Below are 17,621 nucleotides of genomic sequence, written 5' to 3'. Positions count from 1 at the left end.
GAAGATAAATTATTCAGTTTCGAGGACAAGTCGACGGAGTGATTTAGATTTTTCTATCTAGGACGCAGGTGGCGATATAAAGCGCGGGGTTAGAGGGGAGGGACGTGCCCCTCTTGGTGGATTGCATCGGCTCCTACGCTATTAAAAGGGCGTTTGACTTACTTGTGCCCCCAGCGTGCTGGCATACCGCGCACGTCAACATGTATAAAGGGGCCGTGGGCGGGCGTTTTATCGTAAAGGCCGACGCCACCCATTAATTGCGGGTGCCTATTGTGATTCACTAATTGATCGGCCATATCATAAAGCGCTTCGGCGTCTTTGATATTTGCTACGCCATCACCATTTATATCATCTAAATAGTCATCGGCTGGTTTAACGTCCACAAAGATATCGGCTGCCCGGCCGTAAATATGACTGCTATTCGGCACGTTTCCTATGGCTTTGTTGTAAAAAGGCGTTCGATAGCCGCTCATTACTGTGAAGCCGTCAGTACGTATGCCCTTGGTGTTTACGTGCTCTAGTAACAACTCCAGTTTGTCGAGTAGCTCTGGCTGCAATACTAGATACTTTGGATAGCCTCCATCTTGTTTGCATAAAAATTGACCTAGCTTGAAATGTGGTGAAACCAGTATATTTTCCTCATCGCGAGTCACTTCAATATAGCCTTTTGGCGCTTTGTAAGCTTCAAGTCCGTTTAAGGCGCTGGGATACTGACCAATTCTATATGTATTCAACTTTCCATTTATAAGTTGACTGGCTGGGTGTAAAACAAAAATATTGAGTGTAAGTTGCGCCTCGTCTCGATTGCGGATAACGGTAAGTGGGTAATAGCCGGGCTTCTTAGGCGCAATCCATCTGTGGCTACCTGTCGCATTCAGCGTCAGTTTATTAGGACCTTGATAGAGTGAAAATTCCCCGGCATTTTTCTGCTTTACGGCGATAGAGAGTGTTTTACCGGGCAACACAGTTTTCATATTTACGGCTAGGCGTAGCGAGTGCTTTTCAATGACAACATTGAAAGGCGCGAGACCAGGATCAAAATCCTGAATCTCACCCGCGTTAGCAAAACTACCAATAAAACTGGCTAAGAAACAGCACGCTACTAGTAAATTTGGATCGTTAAAGAAAACTGAGTTTTTTCTCATTTAGTGCTCTACATGATTCAAGGGCTTGCTTAATGCTTGCCATAGCGGCTGATCACGGTCGTATATGTCATTCCTAAAATGATTGACACCTTCGCGATCGACCCAAGTGGTCCAGTATTCAATATGAATTGGCACCGGTGTTTTTAATGTCACAGTTTCCGTTTCACCATTTTCAATTACAGCCGCGATTCTTGTTTTATCCCAGCCCTGACTACGCAATAAAAATTCAGCGAGTTCGAGTGGATCAGACACTCTTATGCAGCCTGAGCTGAACGCGCGCTCCGCCTTTTTAAATAACTCCCGAGAGGGAGTGTCGTGAAGATAGACATCATGCGGATTAGGAAACATAAACTTTACTTGCCCCAATGCATTTTGTGGCCCCGGACTTTGTACTAAACGGAACGGGAAGTTGCGTTTATTAATCTCATTCCATGAAATTGAAAACGGATCAATTGGCACTGGGGAGTCGCCTTTAAAAACACGAATACCCAAGCGGTTTAAATAAGCCGGATCTTTTTGTATTTCACTAAGTTTATCTTCTACCGCCAATTTATAGGGCACGGTCCACGTTGGGTTTAATACTATGTAACGAATCTTATTGCTGAAAACAGGTGTTTTTCGATAATTGCGACCCACAACAACCGGTTTAACAAACACGGTTTGATTGTTGTCGATTATTTTAAGTTCAAACGCGGCAATATTCACAAGCAAGTACTTATCGCCTAAGTTTTCCGCCAGCCAACGCCAGCGTTCCATATTGACAACGATCTGTTTTGCCCGTTCCCGTGGAGATATATTTAAGGCTTTAATGGTTTCTCTACCGATGACGCCATCGGCATCCAAGCCGTGTCGGCCTTGAAACGCCTTAATACTCTCTACCAATACGGCGCTATAAGTCTGAGCGGTTTCATTACTAGGCTGTTGAAGTGATAAATCTCCCCATACCTGTAGGCGTTTGGCAATTACGGGTATGCGATTATCGCTAGCGCTAGGTTTTATTGCTGGTGACTCTGCGAGTTTCTGTTTCCATGCGGTATTTGGCAGTAACCGCATGGTTGCGAGTGCTTTTTTTAATCGGAAATAGCGGGTCTGTTTAGTGCGTAATCCGTCGAGTGCTGCAGATATATCACCCTGTTTAAGCGCGTTTTCGAGTAGTAACTGCAAATCACTGTGTCGTCGATTAGCTTCCCACTCTGCGTTTAAATCCTTTGGGTCAACTTTGCCCGAAATTAAATGACTGGCCAATGTAAGAAAGGCATCACTTAGAAGTAAATCGTAAGTGGCGGTATCCTGAGGGCTAATACTTGCCGTCAATATCGCTAAAACACGGGCTCCGTGATAGTCGGCAGGAAGCAGCCCCTCTTCATTGATACTTGCAATAGCCCCAAGTAGTTCACGACCCTGTTTTGTTAATCCCTTAGAATCAAGCCACGCTGCTTCAAAATTCCGCTCTATATAAAACTTATTCAGTATATCTTTATTTAATACTGTTTCTTCTTTCAAAATAGCGGGGTAGCCGCCAAGCCAGCTTTCGATAGTCTGTTGAAGCTGCGCACCGGCTAGCGCACCATGATTAAAAAACAGGCTAGTCAGTAGCAGAATATGGAAGGTGAATTTTTTCATAACATGCAGCCATTTAAATATTATATTACTGAGTAAACTGCCGTTGTCCGGCATCGACATTAGATTTGGTGGTTGAGTAGTGATTGTCCATTTAACATGGTTAATCTTACAGCTGAGCGGTATAGGATATACACTCATTGATCAAATAAAGCATATGACTAAAGAATTAACACTTTTTAGTGTGCCCAAACCAGCCATAGAACATGCCCTTGTGCCATCTTAGTAGCAGCAATAACAATAGCAGTATTTTGAGCTTACTATCAGATAGCGTGTAGTGACCTTTTTGGCTCGTCGTTACAACCAAGTTCAAGAATCCAAGCATCCTTGCAAAACGAATGGTTAAGACCTTATAGCCCTATGTAGCAATTATGCAATCGCTATCGTTGTTGAAGAATCGCTAAATACGAGCTTATGAGATTGTTTATAGGTGGGAGCTGTGGGCTTTGCTATGTATTAGAGGAGAGTTAAAAAAAGCCGACTTTGAGCGTCCAAACTCAAAATCGGCAAGCAGGTTACTCGGTCGCCTACCAGCGATACGTCGCTTGAAGTGCAAAGGTTCTAGGTGGGTTGGTAAAACCGTGATGAGTAGTGGTACCCGCGATAACTTTTTTAGCGACCGGTGTGTCAATCGCGTACAGAATGATCAGTTCGTCTGTTAAGTTTTTCCCAACCAGTGCCAATTCCCATTCACCGTCATTCGACGATAGTGAAATCCGGCCATTGTATTGAATAAACGCATCCTGTTTTACACGGTCATCAAGGTTGGGTGAGGGGTGGTACTCGTCACTGAATATAGCGTCAAGGTTAGCTCTTAGGATGAGTGAATCACTAATTTCTCGCTCGTAGCCCAGTAGTATGTTGCCAGAATAGTCTGCAGCGTACTGGTTGGTTTTACCCGTGTAATCACAGTTTATGCCGTTTGGGTTGTCCGGTACTTGATCCTGAATACAGGTGCCAAATTTATGGTCTTGGAATTCGAAGTCCAAAAATGCCAGCCCCGCACCAAGAATAATATGCTCACTTAATGCGATACGACCGTCGAATTCCACACCTTGGGTCACAGCACCTGCGGCATTGCCCACGTTAAAGCCTAGTGTGCCATCGAAAACACTGACCTGTAGGTTATCGAACTGGGTGTAGAAAAGGGCGGAGTTCAGTTCAGCGACACCGTCGAACAGCGAAGTCTTCAAGCCAAATTCATAGGAGGTTGCACGCTCTTCCTCAAATTCAAAACTACCGATTAATACGCGGGGATTAGCAGAGGTTGCCGTTGGATTGGTGGGCGTTGGCTCAGCGCTCGGCGATGCGTTTGATCTAGCATCGTAACCGCCGGATTTAAAACCACGTCGGGCTGAAAAGTAGGCCATCGCCTCATCGCTCACGTCCCATTGGATATTTAACAGCGGCGCGAACTGTGATTCTGTTCGCTTGCCGGCCAAATCATGACGTTCTGCGGCAAAGGTGACTGCTGCGGCAGTGTCGGTTTCACCGATTGGCAAAATGGTGCCATCTGGTAGACCAAACTCTAGTTTCCTACTACCACTTTTCTTTTCGTAGGTATAACGCCCGCCTAAAGTAAGGCGCAAGGTGTCGGTTATTATCCACGTACCTTGCATAAAAGTAGATGCAATGATGGAGTCACTTTTAAAATCACGCGGTGATCGAATATCTATGAGCGAGTTACCTGCGTCGCCGATACCCAGTAGTTCAAAGCCTGTGTTGCCGTTCGCGCCGGGATCAATGTCACCGCGGGCGCCACCTTCTAAGATATCTGCAGCATTAATTAACTGAGGAATAAGAGTGGATGGCAGAACGATGGAGTCAAAGAAGTAGAGTTCGTTATATTGAAAATATGCACCGGCGATCAGGTCGAAGTTTTCACCTGGTGCCGACACCCAGCGAAACTCTTGGCTGAACTGTTCGTATTCTTCTTCAAATACAACCTGAAATAGCGGTGCGCCGGTAAAGTCGCAGTCACATTCTTCATCGTACTGATAGGCCATGTAAGCGCTAATGGATGTGAAGGTATTGCCGTTGGAATACCAGTTCATATTCAAGGTGATATTTTGGGTGTCGTTATTACTGAAATCGCCATTTGAAGAGCGTTTTCGGTCCGCGGTGGAATCTAACACCGAGTCATCAGCTTGCATATTCAGAATAGAGCCATTGGGCTGCAGTTGTATCAGGTTGCGTATGCCTGCAGGTAATGAACCAAGCAAAGCACCTGCTGCACCAAAGTCAGGAAATACGGTATCGTTGAGTATTTCGCCGTAGGTACGTCCCGTGAACAGAAAGATATCTGAGTCCGACGGGTTGTCAGTAAGAATTTCAGATTGCCTTCCGACTACATCAAAGCTGCCCATTTCTAGCTTGAGTTTGGCGTCGAAGTCCTTGCCTGCGTCCCATGCAAATTTGATCCGGTAGGTAGCTTCATCACGCTCAGCTTCGTCGCGATTTAATACTTGGTTTTTAACAAATCCGTCTGTGTGGCGTTGGCGCATGGCAAATCGTGCGCTGAGGTCGTCGTTTATTGGGCCGGAGGCAACAAAATCGATTACTTGTTCGTTTAGATCCGGCTCGTAAGTGCCCGAAACAAGAAACTCTGGTTCGTTGCTTGGTGATGCGCTACTAATATTGATCGCACCTGCGATACTGTTTTTGCCTAAAAGAATGTTCTGTGGGCCACGTAATACCTCGACACGTTCTAAATCGAGGAAGGGCGCGCGGGCAAGCTGTGCGCGTCCGTAATATACACCGTCTACATACATGCCCACTGATTGCTCAAAGCCTTGGTTTTCACCTGAGCCGATGCCGCGAATATAGATATCTGTGCCGATACTGGATTCGGTCATTGTAAAGTTAGGAACGTAGGCTTGCAGATCTTCGATTTTAGAAAGACCTGCCTCCATCATTTTACTGCCGCTGATAGCGCTGACTGACACTGGAACATCTTGAAGACTTTGTTCTCTTATCTGTGCAGTAACAATCACCTCTTCGAGCTGCGCAGCTGAAAGATGTGGACTTTGCATTGCGCAGGCAGATATCGCGCCGATAACTGAGATTCTTTTAATCATATTGCTACTCCCATGCTAGCGCCTGTTGGCACTGCACCAAGCTAATTATTGTTGTTTCGCTATTACGCGTTCACGCCTTGATTAAACGAGCTGAAATACACTTTCAGCTTTTCGGACTTATTCGGGTGTACATTTGCTTTGCTGAAATCACCTTGATGGTGCGCCACAACACGAGGATTCATAACCCTGAACCAAAGGGGTGGGAAATAGGCGAGCATCATCATTGACGCGTAACCGGAGGGCAGCTGTGGGCTGTCCTCGAAATGGCGCAGGGCTTGAAAGGCGCGATTCGGATGTGCGTGATGATCTGAATGACGTTGCAATTGATAGAGTACAAGGTTTGTGACTATATGATTGCTGTTCCAAGAGTGCTTGGGTAGGCACCGCTCGTATTGTCCATTGGCACCTTGCTGACGAAGAAGGCCGTAGTGCTCAACATAATTAATCACTTCTAGTAGAGACGCACCGAGAATTGCCTGTGTAACCAGAAAAGCGAGGGCAGGCCACCCTAAGAGTGCCGTACAGATACCGAAAAGAACAATTGTCATTGCCCAGGCTTGCAGCACATCGTTACGCCAATGCCAAAATCCCATACCTTTACGGTGTAAGCGTAGACGCTCAATCTCGCAAGCAGAGCGCAAACTACCGATGACCGTTCGCGGTAAAAACCGCCAAAAGCTCTCACCCATTTTTGAACTTGCTGGATCCTCCGGTGTTGCTACCCTGCGGTGGTGACCAAAATTATGCTCAACATAAAAGTGACCATAGGCAACAGGGGCGAGTGCAAGCTTGGCGAGGAATTGGCTAAGCGCGTCACGCTTATGACCTAATTCATGTCCTGTATTAATACCGATTCCATTTACATAAGCGCAGCTGAATAAGCCGGCGATAATACCTAAGGGGCCAAGTTCAGTGCAGGCAAACCAGACGGTGATTATGGTGCCTGCGTATTGGAGTGGAATGTAGGCGTAAACGATATAGCGGTAGTAATTATCGGCTTCGAGTTGTTTAACCGCAGACTCGGGAGGGTTTGAACGATCTGTTCCGATCAAAAAATCGAGCACTGGAATAATGAAATAGACGATGGCCGGAGTAAGCCACCAACCCCATATATGTCCGGTTTGCATGTAAACGATTGCACCGAAAATTGGAAATAGAGGAACGAGAAGTCCCAATGACCATAGGTAACGTTTAGGATCGCGCCAATGTGTTTCAGTGCTTGTATTCATTTACCATCACCCTTTATTATATTTACAAGTGTTAAGTTGATAATTTAGGTTATAACTTTACATGTGTCAAGTTGAGCATTGAGGTATTTCTTATTCAGCGCGTCAAAAGTATTTGTTTGCCGTAGTACGGCTCTCTAGCCATACTATTTAGCGGAGTTGTATGTTTTTAAATCGAGGAAAATATGAGTTCTAGCAAGCCCAAACAGAGCCGAAAGGGAAATCGAGAGAAGTTAATGGGCGCGGCTCTAGAGTTACTTTTAGAGGATCAAAGCGGCTTGTCCGGTTTAAGCTTGCGGAGGATTACTAAGGCCTGCGATTTAAGTCCTCCGGCGTTTTATAGCCACTTCGCATCTATGGAAGAGCTAGGCTTAGCACTCGTTAGCGATGTAGGAAGTACGCTTAGAGCGCTATTGAAAGGGGTTAGAGATGCTGATACCGAGGCATCAGTCATTGCCGCGTCTGTTAACGCCGCATTTGGTTATATTCGTGGCAATGAGTCTCTTTTTATTCTTATAGCACGGGAGAGGGCAGGAAGTTCGGCCTTGATTCGTAGCGCAATTCGGAATGAAGTTCGTCAGATAGTAGATGAGATGGCAAGTGACTTTCATGCGCGGGGGTTGTTTGAACGGTTCAGTTTGCCAGAGAAGCAAGCTGCAGTAGCGGCGATTGTCTCTTTGGGTTTGGGCTTGATTCCTGATTTACTGGACTTGTCGCGGGAATCATCGGCTGAAGGTGATGCTCTTTTGTCGCAGTTTGAGTATCAAGTGCAGTTTATATTGTCGTAGTGAATGCTACTTTTTTCTATATTTTGCTGAGAAGTACTTAAGGTAATTGGTCTTAGGTGATCGTTCGGAAACTTAAAAAAATAATGGATTCTGGTTTCCGAAATGGCTCGTGAATTTTTACGCTCTAAAGCATAGTTGCAACGTCTCTCAGCCAATTTCTGGCGCATTTAAAACGGATTTTTAATTTCAAATTACATGGAGTTTGCGATGGTCATTTCTCTCAGAAATAACTCACTTATTTTGTTATCGTCTGTTCTACTTGCCTGTGGCGGCGGGAGCAATAGTGGGGCAGGCGTTTCTAGTATTAGTACCCAGAGTATTATGGCAACGCCTTCGCTAGGCAAGGTTAGCCAAGTGAAAATTGAAGTTTACCAAGCCGATGGTGAGTCCCTTTTGGCTAGTTCAATAATTGGTGGGGAGGGAAACGCTGAAATTAGTATCGAGGGCTATGAAGGTCCAATACTGGCAAAATTGACTGCGTTAGAAAATGCTAAGTATTTCGATGAGGCGTTGGCAACGACTATTGATTTGCCTGAGGGTCTAATTCTGCATGCGCTCAGCAGTAGTGTTAATGATATAGCGATTACACCCCTAACAGAGCTAGCCTACCAGTATGCTTTGGTTCTTGATTCATTTCCTCTAAGCACAGCTTCAGCACTTATGTTGAATGATGCAATAAAGTCAGTTTTCGCTCCCAATCTTGCCAGTATTTTATCTGCGCCGGTTTTACTTGGCGATACAGCGGTAAATAGTTTGGCTGATGATGACGCCGGTAATTATGCACTTGTGCTAGCTGCTCTAGCATTACTTGGTGATGACGATACCTCTGGTCAACCGGCAATCGCAACATTAAAAGCGCTAGCGCAGGATATTGTCGATGGTCGTGTTGATGGACGTAAAAATGATGAGGCAATCACCAATTTGCCTTATAACTCATTTATGTCTGATTTTAATATGGCGCTGAAAGATGCGGCCGCTACGTATGCATACCAGGGTGATACAAATAAAAGTAATGTTTCGGACATGATTTTGGTATTGAGGGAGCCAGAAACTGGAACTAGTACTGCAGAGGATTGCAGTCAAACTTGGCAGCTTGTCGATGGTTTGGCTTATCAAATGGTTTATGAAGTCACTAACTTGGACAATGGTATCAAAACAACTACGTCGTCCGACACAACGACAAAAAGTGGTGTTGAGTTTAACGGTGAGCAAACATTTGAGGCCCGTTCGGTGGTCGAAGTAGTTTCTAGTATTGCGCCTGATCAAGTGTTTGAAAGCGTCGATCAACGCTATTTTAGCGCGGCAGAAATAAATGCCAGATTGCTGACTCATGGTTTTGTTGAAACTACAATGCAAGATGGTTTCAATATAGAAACCATTGAATCCAATACACCTGGTGCATTAAGTCGTTTTGATCTGAGCCGAGGTGATAGCTATAGTCAAACTTTTCAGCAGCGTCGGAAGGTAGAGGCGAATGGTGTTCCTGTTCAAGACGCCTCGACTGAAGTCGAATATGAGATTCTATATGAGGGCCGCGAGACAATTATTGTTCCTGCGGGTGCATTTGAGGCTTGTAAGTTCTCTTTGTATAACGGCCCGCGCAAGGAGTCAGTATCTGACGGTGCTATTATTGAGATAGCCGGTGGCGAAAAAGGTAGTGATATTTGGATTTCGAGTGGGAGTGGACTTTTGCTTCGGCAGTTAGTTGGACAAACTGAGGAGCTGCTCTTAGAAGCGACGATTGCCGATGAAGCAATCACGGGTAACTGACCCTTGCTAGCCACCTTCAGTGTTTAGCTGTGTAAATCCTCGCTGCTATTTATCTCTTTGTGCAGAGCACTCTGTGTGGCACTTATGTGTTTATTTTGACGCAAACAAAAAGAGCGTTACCGTTAGCCCCTTCAAAAGGTATAAGTTTTTCATAGTCGTGTTCAAAAACATGAACCTCAAAATAGGGGCTGAGTAGCGCCGTTAATTCCTCGAAGCTCACTGCCACCATTGAGTGTTCGTCCTCCCAAGTTTGGGTTTTATTGTTTGAGGTTTTTTGAATGCTGAGTTTGAGTGACTGCCTTTCTCCCTTACCAAGGTAGTGCCATTTTGAGCTGAAAACAAAGTGACTGTCTTTATGTACTGCGGTGTGGCTAGTAAATGAGCTGTTATCGATTTTGTTTTTATCGACTGCATTAAAACAAAATACGCCTCCCGGTGTTAGGGCGTTATTGACTTGCTGAATACAGTCACTCAGCCTATTGATGCTGCCGCTATAGTGAATTGAATAGAGAAAGCAGCTAATAAGGTCAACGGCGTTTTCTAGCTTAAAATTGCACATGTCTTGCTGGCTAAACAGTGCTTCGGGGCAGCGTAACTTAGCGATGTCTAACATGGGCTGATTTAAGTCTAATCCACTACTGTTGTAGCCGTGGTCAATGAAGTGTCTGATATGGGGGCCTGTTCCGCAGCCTAAATCGAGGTGATTTTTACCTTGGTTTCCAAATATCTGATTGAGTCTACGTACCGTGTCACTTTGGGCTTGGTAGTCAATATCTGCGCACATGAGATCGTAAAAGCCAGACAAATCGGTATAGAGAATGGTATCGGACATGTGCTGGCGCGCAGTGAATTTTTAAGGTCGCGCAGTATAGCAATTAGCAGGGTTTTGGGAAGAGAAAAGGGCGCTTAGAAAACACCTCCTAAACGCCCTTGCGGGTTTTTACGATATGTTATTGAGGCCCAGTTTGCAGGCTAGGATCGGTCCATAATGCCGACCAAATATGGTCGCCAGACAGAAAATACACGGCATCATCATGAATGACTGAGCGATTCTGGCCGCCGTACCAATTTTCTTTAGGACTGGGGCTGGCAATGATATTGCCGATTAAATCTAAGCTAGCGGCGGCAGGATTCGATTTGTCGTTTATCTCCATCAGGTATACACGGTTTTCGCTGATATACGCGCCTTGATCGCTATTGTAAGAACTCTGTACGGGCACTGTTAATCGATCGCTACCATCCGTCAGTTGCAAGTAAGTAAAGGCGTGGCGATTGTATTGGGCTTCTGAATAATTCCAGCCGCCGTCTTTGCCGAGGAGGACGGTAGTTAATTCGATTGGGTTTGAGATGTCGGAGACATTAAATAAGCTAAGTTTTACCAAGCCCTGATTTTGTGCTGTTTGGCCCAAGCCAAGTAGCAAATTGTCATTCACTGGATGCAAAAAGTCAGAGAAACCAGGTATCTCTAACTCACCCGCAATATAGGGATCTGTTGGGTTGCTAAGATCCAGAACGTACAAAGGGTCAATCTGTTCGAAACTAACGAGGTATAAACGGTCATCTAAAAAGCGTACGCCGTAGAGTGATTCATTTGGCTTACCGAGTTCGGCGGGTCTGCTGCTATTCGGTAGGGTAGACACTTGGTCTAAGCGTAAGTCGTCAGCGGCCTCTTGCAAAATAGTTAATTGATGATCACGAATGTCTGCGCTATCGCCTGTGTAAAGGGTGGTGACGACGCGAAGTTGATCGCCTTTTTCTGACATTCTGAAATCGACTTGACCGCGATTCCATAAATATCCCGGTAAGTCAGCCGAGCCACGGTAGCTAGGTTTACCTGCACCAAGTGCAAATTTATGTACCCGAGTTTGACCTTCGCTACTGCCATAGCGCGCTTGGCTTAAGTACAGGGCGTTAGGCGACATATAAATGCCGTTGGCATCTTCGTCATAGCAGGTGGTTTGGGTATTGTTCGGATCGTTGAGTGGAATTGCCGTAATGCTGGTAATAACCGGATAAGCGTATTCATTCGTTTGATCGTTCCGGGTGATCAAGCAGTCTTGCGCTGTGAATAAAGATTTAGTTTGTTCATTGATCGTGATGTTAGGAATGATATCTGCCGATGTTGTGTTCGCTAAAATTTGCTTATTGGCATTCGCTTCTTGCTGGCTAGAAGGGTAGTAGTAAATATTATCCCAGTAAGGCGTGTGGCGACTGATGAGATAGAGGGTGTCGCCAATGCGACGACTGTCTACAAAACCACCTTCGATACTAATATTCCAAGGCCGTGAGATATTGTTGATGTTGCTAGTATCGTAAATTTTTACCGCGACTGACTGTTGTCCCCACGGCGCTATTTGTTGCCACGCATCACCGTAGCTGCCATAAAACTGACTCGTGCCAATACTGATGAGGCGATTATTTTGCACGTACAATCCCTGCACATATTCACCGTCTGCCAACGGAATTGTGGTCACTTCTTGCGCACTGGCGTCGTCAGGGTTGGTGCTTAAAATTCGGATGCTACCTGGATTTTGAGGATTTTGCGGCGCGACTAGGGCATCACTCGCGAAAGCGGCGTTGCCTTGGCTGACAAAACAACAGGTTTGCTGGATGGTTGGTACGATATAAAGGTAATCACCATCGTATTTGAGTACATCAAATTCATCGACGTTATTTTCCAGAGTATAGGTACTAGAGTATCCCTCAGCTGATCCGCTATTGTCTGTTGCAGTACCCTCTGCGGCCTGTGGTGTAAGTTGATCCCTGTTATTGCCATTGGGTTGTGTATACGCAGATTTAAAACGCGCCACGAATTCTTCGTCGCTGCTCACTGATCGTAATAAGCTGTTTGATGTATCCGTACTCGTGGTAGTAGAACTGCTGCCGGATCCACCGCCACAGGCTGCCAGTAAAGTGCTGAGAAGAGTGATGGTGAGTATGTTGGAGTGCCAGTTGGCGCGCTTGTAAGTGTCCATTGGGATTCTCTCTTCCTGAGTCCGCTATCGAACGATTATTACTACATCAGACCAATAGTATCGAGTGCAGTTATTGTATGATTTTAACTCTGCCTCTCAGTTTAGCCCTGTGAATAGCAAAGTAAATGGGTAGTTGCACGTAACGTCGTGCTCTTGGGATTCCACTTTCAGTAAGCATAAACAGAGTCTTAGATTGAAATAATTACTGTCGCCACATGGTTTGCGGTAAGCTTTGGGAAATTCCCTGCTCATTGTGCCTATGCGTTATTACAGTTTAGAAAAGTACATTAACTTGTTTGATGGCTATAGAAAGGTATTCAAGATCGATAGTCACAATTTGATGCTGTTGCAGCTAGATGGCGCTCGTTATTTGATAGAGAGCAACTGCCCCCATCGGGAGTATCCGCTAAGTAGCTCCGACGTGTCTGGTATGGAACTGGTTTGCCCCCAACACGCATACCGTTTCGATATTCGAAATGGCGAATTAACACATTTTAGCGAGGAACCGTGCCGAAACTTGCGTTGCTATGAGGTCATTGATCGAGACAATGAAGTTGGCGTGATGCTGGACGGCTAACTAAATTGGCTTACCAAAATTTGTTAGCATAAAAAAAGCCCTGTCAGTGAGAGCTGACAGGGCTTTTTGTTTGGCTGAGCTAATTACTTAGCGGCAGCTGCTTTCTTTTCTTTCTCTTTGGCAATGACTGCTTCAGCTACGTTTGCTGGGCATGCTGCATAGTGGGAGAACTCCATTGAGAACTGACCACGACCAGAAGTCATCGTACGCAGCGTGCTGATGTAACCAAACATTTCTGAAAGTGGTACATCTGACTTAATACGAACGCCAGTAGTGTTTGGTTCTTGACCAGAAATCATGCCGCGACGACGGTTCAAGTCACCAATAACATCACCAACGTGATCTTCTGGGCTGTACACATCCACTTTCATGATCGGCTCAAGAAGCTGCGGGCCGGCTTTGGGCATAGACTGACGGAATGCGCCTTTTGCAGCGATTTCGAAAGCGATAGCCGAGGAGTCAACCGCGTGGTATCCACCGTCTACCAGTTCAACTTCTACGTCTAGTACTGGGAAGCCCGCTAATGGACCAATGCCCATCATAGACTTAAAGCCTTTCTCGATTGCAGGGAAGAATTCCTTAGGAACGTTACCGCCGACAACAGAAGACTTGAAGGTGAAGCCTGTGTTTGGCTCACCTGGCTTGATTTTGTAGTCGATTTTACCGTATTGACCAGAACCACCAGACTGCTTCTTGTGCGTGTAGCTGTCTTCGATAGGCATAGAGATGGTTTCGCGGTAAGCAACCTGCGGTTGGCCTACAGTCAAATCAACGCCGTAGGTACGCTTCAGAATATCTACTTTAATATCTAGGTGAAGTTCACCCATCCCTTTAAGGATGGTTTCGCCTGAGTCAACGTCGGTTTCAACGCGGAAAGTTGGATCTTCAGCAACCATCTTACCAATGGCGATACCCATTTTCTCGGTAGAGCCTTTGTCTTTTGGTGTAACAGAGATCGAGATAACAGGCTCTGGGAATACCATCGCTTCAAGAGTACATGGGTGCTTTGGATCACACAGGGTGTGACCAGTTTGCACATTCTTCATGCCCACGATCGCGATGATGTCACCGGCTTGTGCAAAGCTTAATTCGTTACGCTCGTCAGCTTGCATTTCAACCATACGGCCAACGCGCTCAGATTTACCCGTGAACGAGTTCAGAATGGTGTCACCTTTGTTCAATTTACCGGAGTAAATACGTACGAAGGTGAGTGCGCCGAAACGGTCATCCATGATTTTGAACGCTAACGCGCGGAAAGGCTCGTCAGCAGATACGATTGCGTAATTGCCGTTTGGATTACCTTCTTCGTCGGTTAACGGTTGTGGGTTAACTTCAGTTGGTGTTGGCAAGTAGTCAACAACAGCGTCAAGTAACAGCTGCATGCCTTTGTTTTTAAAGGCCGAACCACAGTATGTTGGGAAGAACGCGAGTTCCAAAGTACCTTTACGGATACAGCGCTTGATGTCTTCATCAGAAGGTTGCTCACCTTCCATGTACGCCATCATCACGTCGTCGTCCATTTCAACTGCATTTTCGATCAGTTGCTCACGGTACATTTCAACGTCATCAACCATGTCGGCTGGTACGTCTTCGATAGAGTAGTTCTCTGGCTGCCCAGTTTCGTCCCAAATGTAAGCTTTACGGCTTAACAGATCGACAACACCTTTGAACGTGTCTTCACGACCGATAGGCAGAGTCATGATTAATGGCTTGGCACCAAGTACTTTGGTTACTTGATCTGTAACACGGATGAAGTCGGCGCCGATACGGTCAAGTTTGTTTACGAAGATAAGACGCGATACTTTTGAATCGTTCGCGTAGCGCCAGTTGGTTTCTGACTGAGGCTCAACGCCGCCAGAACCACAGAATACGCCGATACCGCCATCGAGTACTTTCAGCGAGCGATATACTTCTACGGTGAAGTCAACGTGGCCCGGTGTGTCGATAACGTTGAAACGATATCCTTTCCAAAAACAGCTTACCGCAGCAGACTGAATGGTTATACCGCGCTCAGCTTCTTGTTCCATGAAGTCGGTTGTTGATTCCCCTTCATGAACCTCACCGATTTTATGAATTTTACCGGTCAGCTTAAGGATACGCTCGGTAGTAGTGGTTTTACCGGCATCGACGTGGGCGAAAATACCAATATTTCTGTAAAGGGATAAATCAGTCATAGCGATCTCTAGATAAGCTGGGTTGAAAATAGGCGGGTAATGTACAGCAAATCGACCGATTTTGCTCGTATAAAAACAAAGAACAGGGCGATTGCCTCATTTTTTTTTCGTAATAGTGCTTAGCAGACAGAAATATTAGAGTTTGCTAACAAAATTGGGGTGAATATTCTGTGTTTTCAGCAGCTTGATGAAATGACTGCGCTAGCATTAGGCTAGGAGTTCGTTCGGCGGATCGTCGCTTATCAGTATTAATAGAGCCTTTTTAAGTAACTTGGCTGCTTTGCATGTGCCCACATTCGGTCAAATCGTTCCTGATAGTCTTTGACCTTGGGTGGCAGGTAGTAGCTGCACCAGTTTTTCTCGGGTGCGTCATTCGAATATACGAAAATACCACTGCGGTCAGCTAACAGAAAAAACTCGTCCAATTCCGCGCGATAATCTGGCGATAGTAGGCGAAGTGGAATGGCGCTTGGCAAACGCTGACTCAGCTCAGATAAGGGATGACGGCTTTCTTTTAGCGCTTCTTCGTCGCATATTAATAAGCGTATTTCGCTTTGACGATGGCGTCTCGCCAGCGCTGATAGAGCGTTGCTTATTTCCTCGCTGGCAAATAAAGCGGGCTCCAGCGCCCGGCTGAAGACCCGGATAGTGCGACGAGTCTGGCGGCATAAGTCTAGAACAGTTGATGTGCTATCTGCGGGATGAAACTGTTGACCGTCTACGCCTAATTTTCGGTTTTCTCTCAGTAGTAATTGCATGGATTGATGCGGAATACCGGCGTCCATAAATATCGGGCCGTAGGGAACAAAGCCGGCGTCGGCATAAAAACCGATAGCGTGGTCTTGGGCAAATAAGCTAAGTGTTCGCCAATCCTGCTGGCGCGCGTAATCAATGGTTGCTTGTATAAGCGCTTTGCCAATCCCGCGCCGCCTAAAATCCTTGCGAACCGCCATGCGGCCGATGATACCGTTATTTAGCAGACGAACTGTGCCGACGGCTTCAGCATTTTCGATGGCCAGCCAATGGTGGCAATGGGAGTCTTGTTCGTCGACTTCTAATTCAATCGGGACATGCTGCTCGTCTACGAAAACTTCGTGGCGTATCGACGTTAGCTCGGCGCTGTCGGTTTGCCAGTCAGTCTTGCGTATCATCATAGAAGCACAATGTACCGTTGCAGAATAAGGCGTAAATCATATCTGGGCTTAGGCGGTGCGCGGTATCAATGGTAACTCCGCACTCTATCTCGCACAGTGCTTTAACATCGTCCTGCTGTTCTGGCGGGTAGGGGAAGGCCAGTCCGTCGGCAAACAGATATTGTTCATCAAAAGCAAGTCTTGCACCTAAGCGTAACTGTAAAACAGCGCCTTCGGCCAATTCTAGCAAAAACTCTTCGGGACTTAAGGAATCGTCGATCATGCTTTCTTGATCGGGGATGCGTGTCATCATTTCGCCGAACCAGCGTGCTAAATGTGCGTCATCATCTAGGTGGCTCAAAATTAATGACTTAACATGCCGGCGAACATTGCTAGAAATTTCAGCCGGATGCGCGCTAGCATCGAGTTGCGGGTCTTTGTATCGCAGGGCTTCATTTAAATAGCTGGCGATATCGTCACTATAGTCACTGAGCAGGGCGGCTTCTGATGGCGCTCTAAAGCCAACAGATAGGGTCATGCAGTCGTCACCTTCTGCGACGCCCCAATGCGCCACACCCGGCGGCACGTAGAGTATGTCACCCGCTTCGAGTAGATACTCTTGCTCAGCGCTGAAATCCTGTAATAGCCGCAGCCCGGCATTGCTTGATAGTGGTGTGGTACTGCTGCAGTGTCCACCAATCTTCCAGCGACGGCGTCCGCTTCCCTGTACTAAAAAGACATCGTATTGGTCGTAGTGGGGGCCAACATTGCCGCCATCGCAGGCGTAGCTCACCATAATATCTTCGGTACGCCAGCGAGGAATGAAACGAAAGTGCGCTAATAACTCAGCTAATTCAGGCAGGTAATGGTCGACACTTTGTACTAACAGCGTCCATTTGGTGTCCGGCAGCTTGCTGAAATCGTCTTCTTTGAAGGGGCCATTACGTAAGTCCCATGCCCCGTCGGATTCAATAATGATACGACTGTCCACATCGTCTTCGCAGGCGAGGCCAGCGAGGTCATTGCCGTCCAGCGGACATTCATAGTCAGGTAGAGCCGCCTTTATCAAAAGCGCTTCGCGCTGCCAAACCTGATCTAAAAACCATTGCTGATCAAAATTTTGCAGCGCCATGACA

Annotated in this window: 12 protein-coding genes; 3 read left to right on the top strand and 9 right to left on the bottom strand. The window is 46.2% G+C overall.

From position 1 onward, the window contains the following. Positions 1–158: 158 nt before the first annotated feature. The 4 genes from O9X78_RS03720 to O9X78_RS03705 all read right to left on the bottom strand — a co-directional run bounded on the left by O9X78_RS03720 (position 159) and on the right by O9X78_RS03705 (position 7,071). The gene (locus O9X78_RS03720) at positions 159–1,145 is read right to left on the bottom strand and encodes a D-Ala-D-Ala carboxypeptidase family metallohydrolase (protein WP_269618269.1); all 987 of its coding nucleotides are present in this window, start codon (positions 1,143–1,145) and stop codon (positions 159–161) included. Next, positions 1,146–2,768 carry a L,D-transpeptidase family protein gene (locus tag O9X78_RS03715; RefSeq protein ID WP_269618268.1) on the bottom strand — a complete coding sequence of 541 codons (1,623 nt, stop codon included), beginning with the start codon at positions 2,766–2,768 and terminating at the stop codon, positions 1,146–1,148. Between the two features lie 524 nt (positions 2,769–3,292). Further along, positions 3,293–5,842 (bottom strand): TonB-dependent receptor, encoded by a 2,550-nt coding sequence (locus O9X78_RS03710; protein WP_269618267.1) that lies wholly within the window; start codon positions 5,840–5,842, stop codon positions 3,293–3,295. Between the two features lie 62 nt (positions 5,843–5,904). Further along, positions 5,905–7,071, bottom strand: a complete 1,167-nt coding sequence (locus O9X78_RS03705; RefSeq protein ID WP_269618266.1) for an alkane 1-monooxygenase — start codon at positions 7,069–7,071, stop codon at positions 5,905–5,907. 182 nt (positions 7,072–7,253) lie between these two features. Here O9X78_RS03705 and O9X78_RS03700 point away from each other — a divergent pair, with 182 nt between their 5' ends. Next, positions 7,254–7,856 carry a TetR family transcriptional regulator gene (locus O9X78_RS03700; protein ID WP_269618265.1) on the top strand — a complete coding sequence of 201 codons (603 nt, stop codon included), beginning with the start codon at positions 7,254–7,256 and terminating at the stop codon, positions 7,854–7,856. Between the two features lie 207 nt (positions 7,857–8,063). Beyond that, positions 8,064–9,626 carry a hypothetical protein gene (locus O9X78_RS03695; protein ID WP_269618264.1) on the top strand — a complete coding sequence of 521 codons (1,563 nt, stop codon included), beginning with the start codon at positions 8,064–8,066 and terminating at the stop codon, positions 9,624–9,626. Between the two features lie 82 nt (positions 9,627–9,708). Here the strand turns inward: O9X78_RS03695 and O9X78_RS03690 are convergent, their stop codons facing one another. Further along, entirely contained in the window at positions 9,709–10,458 is a 750-nt protein-coding gene (locus O9X78_RS03690; RefSeq protein WP_269618263.1) for a class I SAM-dependent DNA methyltransferase, read from the bottom strand. A 118-nt stretch (positions 10,459–10,576) separates the two neighbouring features. Then, complete coding sequence (locus O9X78_RS03685; RefSeq protein WP_269618262.1) at positions 10,577–12,601, bottom strand: beta-propeller domain-containing protein; 2,025 nt, start codon at positions 12,599–12,601, stop codon at positions 10,577–10,579. Positions 12,602–12,833: 232 nt separating this feature from the next. Here O9X78_RS03685 and O9X78_RS03680 point away from each other — a divergent pair, with 232 nt between their 5' ends. Continuing rightward, positions 12,834–13,178 carry a Rieske (2Fe-2S) protein gene (locus O9X78_RS03680; RefSeq protein ID WP_269618261.1) on the top strand — a complete coding sequence of 115 codons (345 nt, stop codon included), beginning with the start codon at positions 12,834–12,836 and terminating at the stop codon, positions 13,176–13,178. Positions 13,179–13,261: 83 nt separating this feature from the next. On the opposite strand, the gene fusA is transcribed toward O9X78_RS03680, so the two are convergent. The 3 genes from fusA to O9X78_RS03665 form a co-directional block, all read right to left on the bottom strand. Next, complete coding sequence (gene fusA, locus O9X78_RS03675; protein ID WP_269618260.1) at positions 13,262–15,352, bottom strand: elongation factor G; 2,091 nt, start codon at positions 15,350–15,352, stop codon at positions 13,262–13,264. 248 nt (positions 15,353–15,600) lie between these two features. Further along, complete coding sequence (locus O9X78_RS03670; protein ID WP_269618259.1) at positions 15,601–16,506, bottom strand: GNAT family N-acetyltransferase; 906 nt, start codon at positions 16,504–16,506, stop codon at positions 15,601–15,603. After that, on the bottom strand, positions 16,487–17,617 hold the full coding sequence (locus O9X78_RS03665; protein ID WP_269618258.1) for a JmjC domain-containing protein: 1,131 nt from the start codon (positions 17,615–17,617) through the stop codon (positions 16,487–16,489). Before O9X78_RS03665 ends, O9X78_RS03670 begins: the two co-directional genes overlap by 20 nt. Positions 17,618–17,621: the final 4 nt, after the last annotated feature.

The organism is Zhongshania aquatica (assembly GCF_027257955.1).
Classification (GTDB): domain Bacteria; phylum Pseudomonadota; class Gammaproteobacteria; order Pseudomonadales; family Spongiibacteraceae; genus Spongiibacter; species Spongiibacter aquatica.
The sequence above is the reverse complement of the archived record's forward strand: the minus strand, read 5'-3'. Positions and strand labels throughout refer to the sequence as shown.

Coding starts and splice junctions, on each gene's coding strand:
- O9X78_RS03720 (WP_269618269.1), bottom strand. CDS start 1,145: ATGAGAAAAAACTCAGTTTTCTTTAACGATCCAAATTTACTAGTAGCG.
- O9X78_RS03715 (WP_269618268.1), bottom strand. CDS start 2,768: ATGAAAAAATTCACCTTCCATATTCTGCTACTGACTAGCCTGTTTTTT.
- O9X78_RS03710 (WP_269618267.1), bottom strand. CDS start 5,842: ATGATTAAAAGAATCTCAGTTATCGGCGCGATATCTGCCTGCGCAATG.
- O9X78_RS03705 (WP_269618266.1), bottom strand. CDS start 7,071: ATGAATACAAGCACTGAAACACATTGGCGCGATCCTAAACGTTACCTA.
- O9X78_RS03700 (WP_269618265.1), top strand. CDS start 7,254: ATGAGTTCTAGCAAGCCCAAACAGAGCCGAAAGGGAAATCGAGAGAAG.
- O9X78_RS03695 (WP_269618264.1), top strand. CDS start 8,064: ATGGTCATTTCTCTCAGAAATAACTCACTTATTTTGTTATCGTCTGTT.
- O9X78_RS03690 (WP_269618263.1), bottom strand. CDS start 10,458: ATGTCCGATACCATTCTCTATACCGATTTGTCTGGCTTTTACGATCTC.
- O9X78_RS03685 (WP_269618262.1), bottom strand. CDS start 12,601: ATGGACACTTACAAGCGCGCCAACTGGCACTCCAACATACTCACCATC.
- fusA (WP_269618260.1), bottom strand. CDS start 15,352: ATGACTGATTTATCCCTTTACAGAAATATTGGTATTTTCGCCCACGTC.
- O9X78_RS03670 (WP_269618259.1), bottom strand. CDS start 16,506: ATGATGATACGCAAGACTGACTGGCAAACCGACAGCGCCGAGCTAACG.
- O9X78_RS03665 (WP_269618258.1), bottom strand. CDS start 17,617: ATGGCGCTGCAAAATTTTGATCAGCAATGGTTTTTAGATCAGGTTTGG.